This window comes from Goodfellowiella coeruleoviolacea, from assembly GCF_024171785.1.
GTDB classification, from domain to species: Bacteria; Actinomycetota; Actinomycetes; order Mycobacteriales; family Pseudonocardiaceae; genus Goodfellowiella; species Goodfellowiella coeruleoviolacea.
In genome coordinates this window covers 164119-176015 of record NZ_JAMTCK010000006.1, presented here as the reverse complement: position 1 = coordinate 176015, position 11897 = coordinate 164119, and the positions used below count along the sequence as shown (strand labels likewise).

General features: G+C 73.6%; 14 protein-coding genes. 11 read left to right on the top strand and 3 right to left on the bottom strand.

The window, feature by feature from the left end:
• Positions 1–18: 18 nt before the first annotated feature.
• Complete coding sequence (locus LX83_RS14675) at positions 19–528, bottom strand: CGNR zinc finger domain-containing protein (protein ID WP_253772019.1); 510 nt, start codon at positions 526–528, stop codon at positions 19–21.
• Positions 529–703: 175 nt separating this feature from the next.
• Between LX83_RS14675 and LX83_RS14670 the strand changes: the two genes are divergently transcribed.
• A complete protein-coding gene (locus LX83_RS14670; protein WP_407649572.1) occupies positions 704–1081 on the top strand; it encodes a VOC family protein in 378 nt (125 codons plus the stop codon).
• A 35-nt stretch (positions 1082–1116) separates the two neighbouring features.
• On the opposite strand, the gene LX83_RS14665 is transcribed toward LX83_RS14670, so the two are convergent.
• Positions 1117–1350: a hypothetical protein gene (locus tag LX83_RS14665; RefSeq protein ID WP_253771527.1), complete on the bottom strand. Its 234-nt coding sequence runs from the start codon at positions 1348–1350 to the stop codon at positions 1117–1119.
• A gap of 139 nt (positions 1351–1489) precedes the next feature.
• Between LX83_RS14665 and LX83_RS14660 the strand changes: the two genes are divergently transcribed.
• The 4 genes from LX83_RS14660 to LX83_RS14645 all read left to right on the top strand — a co-directional run bounded on the left by LX83_RS14660 (position 1490) and on the right by LX83_RS14645 (position 5894).
• Entirely contained in the window at positions 1490–2011 is a 522-nt protein-coding gene (locus LX83_RS14660; RefSeq protein WP_253771525.1) for a PadR family transcriptional regulator, read from the top strand.
• Positions 2008–2703, top strand: a complete 696-nt coding sequence (locus LX83_RS14655) for an ABC transporter ATP-binding protein (RefSeq protein ID WP_253771523.1) — start codon at positions 2008–2010, stop codon at positions 2701–2703. The genes LX83_RS14660 and LX83_RS14655 overlap by 4 nt, the downstream gene beginning before the upstream one ends.
• Positions 2700–5225, top strand: a complete 2526-nt coding sequence (locus tag LX83_RS14650) for an FtsX-like permease family protein (RefSeq protein WP_253771521.1) — start codon at positions 2700–2702, stop codon at positions 5223–5225. The genes LX83_RS14655 and LX83_RS14650 overlap by 4 nt, the downstream gene beginning before the upstream one ends.
• A 135-nt stretch (positions 5226–5360) precedes the next feature.
• On the top strand, positions 5361–5894 hold the full coding sequence (locus LX83_RS14645; RefSeq protein WP_253771519.1) for a hypothetical protein: 534 nt from the start codon (positions 5361–5363) through the stop codon (positions 5892–5894).
• Here LX83_RS14645 and LX83_RS14640 read toward each other — a convergent pair.
• Complete coding sequence (locus LX83_RS14640; protein ID WP_253771517.1) at positions 5838–8141, bottom strand: NACHT domain-containing protein; 2304 nt, start codon at positions 8139–8141, stop codon at positions 5838–5840. The genes LX83_RS14645 and LX83_RS14640 overlap by 57 nt on opposite strands.
• A gap of 157 nt (positions 8142–8298) precedes the next feature.
• Here LX83_RS14640 and LX83_RS38405 point away from each other — a divergent pair, with 157 nt between their 5' ends.
• The 6 genes from LX83_RS38405 (at position 8299) to LX83_RS14610 (ending at position 11816) form a co-directional block, all read left to right on the top strand.
• Positions 8299–8580, top strand: a complete 282-nt coding sequence (locus tag LX83_RS38405; protein WP_308203976.1) for a TFIIB-type zinc ribbon-containing protein — start codon at positions 8299–8301, stop codon at positions 8578–8580.
• A gap of 274 nt (positions 8581–8854) precedes the next feature.
• Complete coding sequence (locus tag LX83_RS14630; RefSeq protein ID WP_253771515.1) at positions 8855–9340, top strand: helix-turn-helix domain-containing protein; 486 nt, start codon at positions 8855–8857, stop codon at positions 9338–9340.
• 4 nt (positions 9341–9344) lie between these two features.
• Positions 9345–9992: a hypothetical protein gene (locus LX83_RS14625; RefSeq protein WP_253771512.1), complete on the top strand. Its 648-nt coding sequence runs from the start codon at positions 9345–9347 to the stop codon at positions 9990–9992.
• Positions 9993–10088: 96 nt separating this feature from the next.
• On the top strand, positions 10089–10382 hold the full coding sequence (locus tag LX83_RS14620) for a DUF2516 family protein (RefSeq protein ID WP_253771510.1): 294 nt from the start codon (positions 10089–10091) through the stop codon (positions 10380–10382).
• A 7-nt stretch (positions 10383–10389) separates the two neighbouring features.
• Entirely contained in the window at positions 10390–11262 is an 873-nt protein-coding gene (locus LX83_RS14615) for an alpha/beta fold hydrolase (protein ID WP_253771508.1), read from the top strand.
• A gap of 221 nt (positions 11263–11483) precedes the next feature.
• The gene (locus LX83_RS14610; RefSeq protein ID WP_253771506.1) at positions 11484–11816 is read left to right on the top strand and encodes a YnfA family protein; all 333 of its coding nucleotides are present in this window, start codon (positions 11484–11486) and stop codon (positions 11814–11816) included.
• Positions 11817–11897 lie beyond the last annotated feature (81 nt).

Here is an 11897-nt window from a genome sequence, read left to right as displayed (position 1 = left end):
CGCCGGTCGGCGCGGGTGCTAGACGGTGAGGGCGCCGCCCCTGGCGCGTTCCCGCCAGTTGCGGGCCTTCTCCCGGTTGCCGCACACCTGCATGGAGCACCACGTGCGGGAGCGGTTGCGGGACCGGTCGAAGAACGCCCAGCGGCAGTCGTGCGCCGGACAGATCTTGAACCGCTCCCAGTAACCGAGTACCGCGAGCCGGGTGGCGGCGGCGAGCACCCCGCTCAGGGCGTCGGTCGCCGCCAGTGTGGGCACCCCCTGGCTCAGTTCTATCTGAATCATCCCGACCACGCCGGCCGATCCGTGTTGCTCCTCGCGGTCACCGACGGCCACCCGCAGGGCGTTGCGCACCTCACGGGCGTGGCGCGGGTCACCGCTTCTGCCCAGGCCCCGCTCGGCGACCCAGGCCCGCCACGCGGCCTCGTCGTCCAGCACGTCGGTGCCCGTCTCGACATCTCGGGTGTTGAGGAAGGCGAGCAGCAGCTCGACATCGTGCTCGGTGTCTACGGCTCGATCCTGCGAGTAGATCTCGCGGTCCCAGCCGGTTTCCTGCCCGGTGCTAGCACCGGCAGCCAGACCAGTCACCCCTCCACTGTAAGTGGCGTCCGGGTTGCCGCGCCGAAAGGTAACCCACAAAATTGTTTTGCCGGTTATCGCACTGCGGACGTGGCGTGGCCACGTGAGGGGAGTGGTTGTGATGGGGATGCCCACTGGAGCCGGAACCATTCGCTTCGGCTCGGTGGTGTTGGACTGCCCGGACCCGAGGGAGCTGGCCTCCTTCTACGCCAGGCTGCTGGGCTGGCGGACGCGGGAGGATCCCGAGGACGACGGCGACTGGGTGATGCTGGACGACGCCGACGGCGCGCACCGGCTGTCCTTCCAGCGCTCGGCCGACTACCAGCCGCCGACCTGGCCGGACCAGACCCGGCCGCAGATGCTGCACCTCGACCTGTACGTGGACGACATGGACGCGGCCCACGAGTTCGCCGTCTCGGCCGGGGCGCGGCTGCTCGACGACAGCCACAAGGAGTTCCGGGTGTTCGCCGACCCGGCGGGGCACCCGTTCTGCCTGTGCGTCTGACCGCCCCGAGGGGGTGATGTGGTCGGCGCGGCCGGTTACTGCCTGGTGAACCAGTCCTGCGCCGCCTCGGCCAGGTTCTGCCGGCCCCAGGCCACCAGCGTGGCCGGGGCCGGCAGGTCGGGCAGGGCGTCGGCGGCGGCCGCGGTGACGCGCTGGCCGACGACGTTGATCCAGCCGTCGATCCGGTCGAACGTGCCCGTGGCCAGGAAGACGCCGGTGGCCACCCCGAGCAGTGCCGCCGCCGCCACGAAAGCCGCGATCTGTCGCATGTCCCCTCCTGTTCGCGCACCACCCGGTGTTCTCGCCCGTGATGGCCTCGTCGCACCGAATCCGCAGGTCAGGTGCTTCCCGTCCAGGTATACACACCATGTATAGACGGTAGGTATACGCGAACTGTACAGTGGCCGCATGTCGATCGGTCACACTTTGCTCGGTCTGCTGGAGGGCGAGCCCAGACACGGCTACGACCTCAAGCGGGCCTACGACGAACGCTTCGGCAAGGACCGGCCCCTGCACTACGGGCAGGTCTACGCGACCCTGTCCCGGCTGCTGAAGAACGGTCTGGTCGAGGTCAGCGGGGTGGAGGCCGGGGGAGGGCCGGATCGCAAGCGCTACGCCATCACCGCGGCCGGCGTCACCGACGTGGCCACCTGGCTGAGCACGCCGGAGAAGCCCGAGCCCTACCTGCAGAACACCCTGTACAGCAAGGTCGTGCTGGCGTTGATGTCCGGCCGCGACGCGCACGAGGTGCTGGACACCCAGCGCGCCGCCCACCTGCGCGTGATGCGCGAGCTGACCAGGCGCAAGGCCACCGGTGACCTGACCGACCAGCTCATCTGCGACCACGCCCTGTTCCACCTGGAGGCCGATCTGCGCTGGCTGGAACTGACCACCGCCCGGCTCGGCCAACTCGCCAAGGAGATCTCGTGACCAGCGACGCGGTCGGCCAGCCCCTGCTGGCCGGCATCAACCTGCGCAAGTCCTTCGGCCCCACCCCGGCACTGGACGGCGCCGGCCTGCACGTGCGGGCCGGTGAGGTGGTCGCGGTGATGGGCCCGTCCGGGTCGGGCAAGTCCACGCTGCTGCACTGCCTGGCCGGCATCCTCAAGCCGGACTCCGGCCGGGTCCTCTACCAGGGCAGCGACCTCACCGAGCTGTCCGACGGGCAGCGCAGCGAACTGCGCCGCACCGAGTTCGGGTTCGTCTTCCAGTTCGGCCAGCTCGTGCCCGAGCTGACCTGCCTGGAGAACGTGGCCCTGCCGCTGCGCCTCGGCGGGGTGCGCCGCCGGGAGGCCGAGCGCAGGGCCACCGAGTGGCTGGACCGGCTGGAGGTGACCGGCGTCGCCGGCAAGCGGCCCGGCGAGACCTCCGGCGGCCAGGGCCAGCGGGTGGCCGTGGCCAGGGCCCTGGTCACCGGGCCCAAGGTGGTGTTCGCCGACGAGCCCACCGGCGCGCTGGACTCGCTCAACGGGGAACGCGTGATGGACCTGCTGGTCAGCTCGGCCAAGCAGACCAACGCGGCGATCGTGCTGGTCACCCACGAGGCCAGGGTCGCCGCCTACTCCGACCGGGAGGTCGTGGTCCGCGACGGCAAGTCCCGCGAAGTGGAGCTGGCCCGGTGAGTGTGAGCGCACCGGACCGGACGGGACGGGAGAGCGGGCCGGTGACCGGTCGGCGTGCCGGGGTGAGCCGCGTGCTCGGCGACCTGGTGTTGGGGATCCGGCTGTCCGCCGGGGGTGGTCGCACCGCCTGGGTCCGGCTGGTGTTGACCGCGGTCGGCATCGGCGTGGGCGTGGCCCTGCTGCTGGCCGCCGCGTCGGTGGTGACCGCCCTGGACCAGCGGGAGGCCCGCACCCACGCCAGGGCCTTCGACGAGGTGACGACGGTCACGCGGAGCGGCGAGGCGGCCGGGACGACGGCGGACACGCCCGCTCCGCCGAACGACCCCCTGTTCGTCCGCAGGGACGGCACCAGCTACCGGGGCACCTACATCTCCGGCAGGTACGTGCAGCCCGGCGGCCCCACCGCGCCGCTGCCCCCGGGGGTGAGCACGCTGCCCGGTCCGGGCGAGACGGTCGTGTCCCCGGCCCTGGCCGAGTTGCTGGCCTCCCCCGAGGGGGAACTGCTGCGACCCAGGTTCCCGCACGTGATCGGCACCATCGCCGACCAGGGCCTGTCCGGCCCGCGCGAGCTGTTCTTCTACGCCGGCACCGACACCCTGGACGTCGAGGACTGGGACACCCGGCCGGTCTACCAGTTCGGCGTCGCCGAACAGAGCAGGACGCTACCGCTGGTGCTGTGGATGCTGCTGGTGGTCGGCGTGGTGGTGCTGCTGTTCCCGGTGCTGGTGTTCGTCGGCATCTGCACCCGGCTGGCCGGGGCGCAACGGGACCGGCGGCTGGCCGCGCTGCGGCTGATCGGCGCCGCGGCCGGGCGGGTCCGGCTGATCGCCGCCGGCGAGACCCTGGCCGGCGCCCTGGGCGGGCTGGTGCTCGGCGCCGCCGTGTTCCTCGTGGCCAGGCAGTTCGTCGGCGAGGTCGAGCTGATGGAGTACAGCTTCTTCCCCTCCGACGCCACCCCCACCTGGCCACTGGTGGTGCTGATCGCGGTGCTGGTGCCGGTCATGGCGGTGCTGACCGCGCTGTTCGCCATGCGGCGCACCGTGGTGGAGCCACTGGGCGTGGTGCGGCTGGCCAGGCCGGTGCGGCGCCGGCTGTGGTGGCGGCTGATCGCGCCGGCGCTGGGCGTGGCCCTGCTGCTGTACACGTCCGACAACAGCCGCGACGAGGTCGGGCTGATCAGCGGCGTTGTCCTGCTGCTGCTGGCGATTCCGCTGCTGCTGCCGTGGCTGGTGGAGCGCGTGGTGGTGCGCTGGAGCCCGAACCGGCCGTCCCTGCAGTTGGCGGTGCGCCGGCTGCAGCTGGACAGCGGCACGCCCGCCCGGGTGGTGGGCGGCGTGGCCGTGGTGCTGGCCGGCGCCATCACCATGCAGACCATGCTGCTGGTGGCCGAGGACCGCACCGGTGACTCGGGCTGGGCCAGCAGGCAGCCCAACCCGGACAACACCTCCCTGATCTCCGCCAACCTGTCCGGCCCGGCCGCGGAGCGGGCCGACGCCATCGCCGAGCAGTTGCGGTCGGTCAACGGGGTGGCCGCCACCGAGGTGACCCGCGAGACCACGGTCGAGATCGAGGACACCGGGAACGGCGGCAAGGGGAACAGCGGCACCGGGAACAGCGGCACCGGGAACGGCGGCGACGAGAGCAGTGACGAGAGCGGCGGCGACGGGAGCAACTTCATCACCGTGCTGGCCGGCTCGTGCCGGGCGCTGGCGGAACAGGGCCCGATCGGCGACTGCCGGGACGGCGACGTGTTCTACCTCGTCGGGGAGAGCGGCAGCACGCCCGACGGGCAGCAGGCCGCGCCGGTCGTGCCCGAGCCCGGCACCCGGCTGCGCTTCGTGGACTGGCACAACGGCACCGCGATTCGGCGTTCGGAGTGGACGATGCCGGCCAACGCCCGCCGGGTCGACCCGCCACCCGGGCAGAACGGGTCGGCCACCCTGGTGCTGGCCACGCCGGCCGCGCTGGCCGGGCTCACCTTCACGCCCTACAACGTGGACATCGACGTGACCATGACCGGGCTGCGCGCGGACGCGGTGGAGGACGTGCGCAACGCGCTGGCCCCCCTGGGCTGGCAGGCCAGCGCCTACGTGGAGCGCGGCCCCGAACTCACCGACGACCAGCAGATCTACCTGGCCGTACGCGGTGCGCTGCTGGCCGGTTCGCTGCTGACCCTGCTGGTGGCGTCGGCGAGCCTGCTGGTGTTGGCGTTGGAGCAGGTCCGGGAGCGACGCCGGCCGCTGGCGGTGCTGGCCGCGTCCGGCGTGCCCCGGCGCACGCTGGCGTTGTCACTGCTGTGGCAGAACTCGGTGCCGGCGCTGGTGGCCGTGGTGCTGGCGGTGGCCAGCGGCATGGGACTGGGCGCGCTGCTGCTGCGCATCCTGAGCGAGCCGGTGTCGTTCGACTGGGCGGGCATCGGTCTGTTCAGCGCGGCGACCGGGGTGGCGGTGCTGGTGGTGACCGCGTTGACGCTGCCGTCGCTGCGCCGCGCCACCACGGCCGAGGGACTGCGGGCCGAGTAGCCGACCAGCGGCGAGGGCGGGGCGGGGCCGGTCACCGAGCGTGGTGGCCGGCCCCGCGTCATGGTCGCGGCCATCGATCGCGGTGATGGTCGCCCTGCGCGCGGCAGCGGAACGATCTTGGTGGAGAGTGGGTGGGTGGAGTTCGACGGAGACCTTGAGCGTCAGCAGCGGATCATCGGCCTGGCCAGCGCGGTGCTGGGCCTGATCGCCAGGGACGAGGCCGACCGGATTCCCGAGACAGTCGCCCAGTACCTGAAACCCGCCACCGAGCCGGAGCAGGAGTTCCGCCTGCTCGCCTCGGTCACCGTGCGCGAGTGCGCCGCCCTGGCCGGCGCCCGGATGGCCTACGGCCGGGAGCGCAACCCGGACCTGGACAACGAGCTGCCGTTCCGCATCGAGACCGGCAGCGAGGGCCAGCGCCGCACCCTGGGCATCGACGAACTGCCGCCGCCGCTGCGCACCGTGGTGCGGACCATGCTGGCCGAGGGCTACGGCGACCCGCGCACCGCCGACGAACTGGTGGACATCGCGCTGCGCGAGGCCACCCAGCACGAGCTGCACTTCCTGCTGTCGGCCAGCCTGATGTTCACCGTGCAGCTGGCCAACGAGTGCCTACGGCTCGGCATTCCCATGGCCGACTGGGTCCGGGCCGCCCTGGCTCCCGAGTAACCCGTTGGGGCCGAGGACGTCCAGGGCGTCGCCAGCCGCACCGGCCGGTTGACCGCCCCGCCCCGGCGCCGGGTCGAGCGCGGTGCCCCCGGTGACGGCCCGGCCGTCGGCGTCGGCCCCGTCCGACCCCCCGTCCGGCTCCTCGTCCGGGTCGGACGCGGTGGCCAGCGCGTCGGCGGTCAGCACACCCTCGGCCAGCCGGTCCCGGAGCAGCGCGTGCCGGAACTGGTAGCGGGCCCCGGACTGGGTGAACACGCCGAGCCGGTGCGCGTCGTCCAGGAAGGTCTGCAGCTGCCAGGGCAGCCGCCCGCGCGTGGCCAGCCACGTCCTGGCCACCGTGTACCACCACCAGCGCAGCGACAGCACGGACGCGGCAAAACCCAGCACGAACCCGGCGACGATGCTCAACCCGACCATGCCGGGGTCGCGGGGCGCGAAGGACAGCGCCGAGGCCAGCCCCAACACCAGCGCGCCCACCAGGCAGCCCGCCCACAGCGCGGCCCGGTCACTGGCCAGCGTGGCCAGCGGGCTGGTCGGTCGGGCCAGCCGGGTCGAACTGGCCAGCGCGTAGTGCAGGGCGGCACCGACGGCCACGGCCAGGCCGGCCAGCAGCCCCGGCACCACCCCGTACAGCCCACCGAGGACCAGGCCGGCCACCGCGCCCAGCACCGCGCTGGTGCCGACCAGGCTGCGCCCCAGCCCGGCGCCCGGCGTGGCCGACCGGCCCTGGTGCGCCGAGTTCTGCTTGCTCACCGTGCCCACGGCCACGGCGACACCCACGCCCAGCCCGGTCACCCTGGCCAGGGTCGGCGACCCCGCCGAGGCCACCAGCCAGGCCATGGCCAGCCCGGCCAGCACCCCCAGGGCGAGCGCGGCCAGCAGCGCCAGCCAGACCCGGGACACCGCGTGCCGCAGCTCCCACCAGGCGAACTCCCTGGTGCCCCGCTCGCGCAGCCGGGTGGCCAGAAAACCCAGCCAGCGCAGGGCCGGCCGGCGCGGCCACAGCTGGCTGATCTCGGGCAGGCCGGGATGGGCCTGGTCGGGCAGGGCCGCGGCCAGCATGGCGTCCACCAGGCGCTGCTCGATCGCGGCCCGGTCGGGCAGGCGTTCCCGGTCCAGCAGCTCGATCGGCTTGGCCCGGCCGGCGCCGTGGCCGCTGCTGGCCAGCCACAGCATCAGCGGCGTGGCCAGCGCCCTGGCCAGTGGCCCGTCCGGCTCGTGGCGCACCCGCAGGAACACCGGCTCCCACCAGGCCGCGGTGGCCGGTTCGGCGGTGCCGCGCAGGTAGTCCACGACCTCCTCGGCGGCGACCGGGCACAGCTCCACCACGGACGCGCCGTCCACCCCGCCGGCCCCGGCGGCCCCGGCCACCCCGTCGGGCCGCGCCCGCTCGGCCAGCCGCGCGTATGCCGCGCTCCGGCAGGTCAGCACCAGCGGCGTGGACGCGGGGAACGCCTGGTTGATCCGGCGCAGCGCCTCGGCGTGCAGCTCGGCCGGCAGCTCGTCGAAGTCGTCCAGGATCGGCAGCACCAACCGGTGCTGCACCAGCAGGTCGGCGGCGTAGCGGCCGTGCAGTTCGGTGTTGCGCAGCGCCGGGTGGTCCTCGTAGAGCCGGCGGGTCAGCACCGCGCGCAGGTCCTCCCGGCGCGGGTCCCACCCGGCCAGCGGCAGCAGCACCGGCACGGGTTTGCCGCCCCGGTGCAGCAGGCCGAGCGCGAGCAGCGCGGCCAGCGTGCTCTTGCCGGCGCCGGCCGCGCCGGTGATCACCAGCCGCCGACTGGGCAGCCGTTCGAACGCCCTGGCCACGGCGGTGGCCCGGATGATCGGCGGGCCGGAGTCCACGGCCATGCCCGGACTGGCCGACCGGGTGTCCAGCGGCCCGAGCAGCGGCTGGTCCGCCAGCGCCCCGCCCGGGCCGGTGTCCTCGCCGAGCACCCGCCAGGCCAGCCGGATCACCGCCGGGTCGGTCAGGCCCCTGGCGAGCAGTTCGGCCCGCCAGTGCGCCAGCAGCGCGGCGGCCAGCGCGTCGGCCGCCGCGTCCAGCCGCGCGGGCGTGCTCAACCGGGCCGCGCGGCTGCGCCGCAGCCACGGGTCCACCAGGGCCAGCAGCAGCAGGAAACCCGCGGTCACCGCGGACAGCCAGGTGGCCGGCGGGATCCTCGGGGTGGCCACCAGCAGACCGGCGAGCGCGAGCACCACGGCCAGCGCACTGCCGATCACCACGGCCAGCTGGGGTCTTCGCGACATGAACGCATGATGGCCGAACCCGGGCGCGCCGGCCGAGTCGGGCAGCACGCAGCGTGTCCGCGTGGACGTGCGGGGTGAGTGCGGCGGGGGACTTCCGGCGTGGTCCCGCCCGCCGAGGAGGTGCGTCGCCGATCCGCTCCTTTGTAGGCTCGCTGCTGTGATCTGCCCGAAGTGCCAGCACCTCATGCGGACGTATGACCGCAAGGGCATCCACCTCGAACAGTGCGACCACTGCCGAGGGGTCTTCCTGGACTGGGGTGAGCTGGAGCAGATCCTGCGGGCTGAGCAGCAGTACTACGCCGACCACGGACAGCACACCTTTGCGACGCCACCGCCCTACCGGCCGGAGTACGGCCACGAGCAGCCCGGCGAGCACGGTCAGCAGCGGCGTCGACCCAGGCGCGGCATCCGGAGCTTCCTGGAGGAGCTGTTCGGCTGAACTGGTGGGCTGAGCTGGTGGGGTGATCCGTTCGGTCGCGCTGGTGGTCGAGGCGCCCGGGGATGGTCGGTAGCCGATCGAGAAAACCGTTGTGCCGCAAGGATTCTCGCCGGGTTGGCGGGGTTGTCGCACGGGGTGGGACCGGTGGTGCCGCTGGTCCGCCGGGCTGTGACGCGGTTCATGGTCGCGTGCAAGCACTGCGCTTGCTGTAGCTAGCACTGGGGCGTACGGTCGGTGGTGCGAGCGAACAGGACACGCGGGGAGCGGGCCGGTGATGGGCAAGCAGGCGGACAGGGCGGACAAGACCGAGACCGGCCCGGCCGGCCGGGCCATCGACGCCGTGGCCGACCTCGGCCGCGACATCGGCGAGTACATCCGTCAGCAGCGCAACACCGCCAAGATCTCGCTGCGGCAACTGGCCAAGCTGGCCGGCGTGTCCAACCCCTACCTGAGCCAGATCGAGCGGGGGTTGCGCAAGCCGAGCGCGGAGATCCTGCAGCAGATCGCCAAGGGACTGCGCATCTCGGCCGAGGCGCTGTACGTGCAGGCCGGAATCCTGGAGCAGCGCGTCGGCGGCGCCGTCGTCGACGCGGTCCTGGCCGACCAGGAACTCACCGAGCGGCAGAAGCAGGTGCTGCTCGACGTGTACCAGTCCTTCCGGCGGGAGAACGCGGCCGAGAAGTCCACACAGGACGGACCAGGTCTGTCCGAACCGGACAGTGCGGCGCCCGCCGGGCGGACCACCACCACCGAGGAGTGAACCCATGCCGAACCTGCCCACCACCGACGACGTCCGCAAGCTCAGCGAACAGGCCCTGGCCGTGGCCCGCACCCCGCTGCTGGCCGCGCTCGGCGCCGGCGACCTGGCCGCCAAGGCCATCGCCGAGGTGCTGACCAAGGCCAAGAGCCGACTGGCCGAGCGGGCCGACGCGGCCAAGGCCGCCGTTGACGAGCTGCCCACCGACCTGGGCGGGCTGCGCGAGAAGCTGGACCCGGCCGAACTGCGCAAGCTCGCCGACGCCTACACCCAGTCGGCCGTCCAGCTCTACCAGTACCTGGCCGAGCACGGCGAGGAAACCCTGGACCGGCTGCGCGCCCAGCCCCAGGTGCAGCAGGCCATCAAGCAGGTCGGCGACGCCGTGGACGCGGGCAGGCAGCGCGCCGAGACCGCCGCCGGCGAGGCCAGGGACCTGGCCGACGACGTGCTCGGCAAGGTCACCCGGCGCACCAGGGCCGCTGGCGAGCAGGTCGCGGACGGCATCGACACCGCGACCGAGCGGGTCGCCGAGACCGTGGAGCGGGCCGGCGCCGAGGTCGCCAGCAAGACCCGAGGCGCCACCCGCAAGGCCGCCAACCGGACCGCGCCGAGCAAGTCCACCGGTCCCGGCGACACCGACAAGAACACCCGGTGACCCGAGGGTGCCCCGGCCGGCCGGGCAGGTGCGGTGGGGACGAACTTCGCCCCTCGCCTGCCCTGCCCGGCTCGCCGCGCACGTAGGCTGGTGGCCGTGTACCCACTTGACTGGTGGATTCTGATGGTCATCTGGTGGGCGGCCCTGCCGGTGGGCGTCTTCGCGTTCGCGCACGCCCTGGCCCAGCGGGCGGACGCGTTCACCGCGGCCGACCGGATGACCAAGCCGGCCTGGCTGGGCATCACGGCGGGCGGCACGGCCGCGCTGTTCCTGTTCAGCCCCGGCGGCGTCGGCATGATGTTCTGGATCGCCGGTCTGGTCGCCGTCCTGGTCTACATCGTCGACGTGCGCCCCAAGCTGATCGAGGTCCAGCGCGGGCCCCGCTGGTGAACCGCCCGTGGTGAACCAACTGCCCAGCGGCGCCCAGTGGCGGGCGCACGGCCGGGGCACACCGGTCACCCTGGTCGTTCCGGGGCTCGGCGCCACCGAGGGCGAGGCCCGGCTGCCCGCCTCCGGCCTGCCCGGCACCCGGGTGGTGGTCACGCTGCCCGGACACGCCACCGCCCCGCCCGCGCCGGCCGGCTACTGGACCTATCCCCGGGTGGCCCGGGACGTGGCCGAGATCGCCGACCGGGTCGGCGCGACCTCGGCGATCGGGGTCTCGCTCGGCGCTGGCGCGCTGACCGCGCTGCTGGCCGGCCAGCCCGACCGGTTCGAGCGGGTCGCGCTGCTGCTGCCGGCCACCCTGGACCGGCTGCGCGAGCCGCCCGCGATGTGGCACTACGAGCGCCTGGCGGACGCGGTCGAGGCCAACGACCCGGCCGCACTGGCCGACCTGGTGGCCGCGGACCTGCCGGACGGCATCGAGGTGGGCAACTACGTGCGGGACCGGGTGGCCGCGCTGCTGCGGTTGGGCGCGGCCCTGCGCGCGCTGCCCGACCAGACTCCGCTGTCCGGCCCGGCCGAGCGGGCGGCGCTGGCCCGGGTGCGGGTTCCGGTGCTGGTCGTGGCGGCCACCGACGACCCGCTGCACCCGGCCGGGGTGGCCGGCGCCGTGGCCGCCGCCCTGCCCGCCGGCCGGCTCGCACAGCTGCCGTCGGCGGCGCCGCTGCTCACCCACCGCCGTCAGGTGCGCGCGCTGCTGACCGACTTCCTCGGCGGGCACGAGCCGCTGGCCGGGCGGACGGCACCGGCCGAACCTGAGGTGCCGGCCGCAGGTGACGTGGCGGGCGGGCATGCCTCGTGGGCGGGCGACGTCAAGACCGGTTGACCAGATTCGCCCGATCGTGTGCGGAGTTATCCACAGCCGGCGAGTTGTCCACAGGGTGCGGCAGTGGGCCTGGTTTTTCGGGGTGAGGTGGATAGGCTGGTCAGGGGACGCCCCCCGGGAGGGTGGGGGACTGCCCAGGGGCCACGCGGACCGCGGTCAACCCGCCAGCCGGGCCCGGAGTCGGTGGTGGGGGTGGGGGCGCGGCCCCGGAAGGGGTGTTCGTGCTCGTCCTGCGTTCGATCGTGCTGTTCGTGCTGGCCGCCGTCGCCGAGATCGGTGGTGCCTGGCTGGTCTGGCAGGGCGTCCGGGAACACCGGGGCTGGCTGTGGATCGGCGCCGGGGTGATCGCGCTGGGCCTGTACGGGTTCGTGGCCACGCTGCAACCCGACGCGCAGTTCGGGCGCATCCTGGCCGCCTACGGTGGCGTGTTCATCGCCGGGTCGCTGGCCTGGGGCGTGATCGCCGACGGCTACCGGCCCGACCGGTTCGACGTGATCGGCGCCCTGATCTGCCTGGCCGGCGTCGCGCTCATCATGTACGCCCCGCGCGGCTGAACCTCCCGCAACCAAGCTCACACCAGCGACCAGCCGACGGCAGCAACCAGCTGACCGGCGGCGATACCGGTGCCGTCCGGT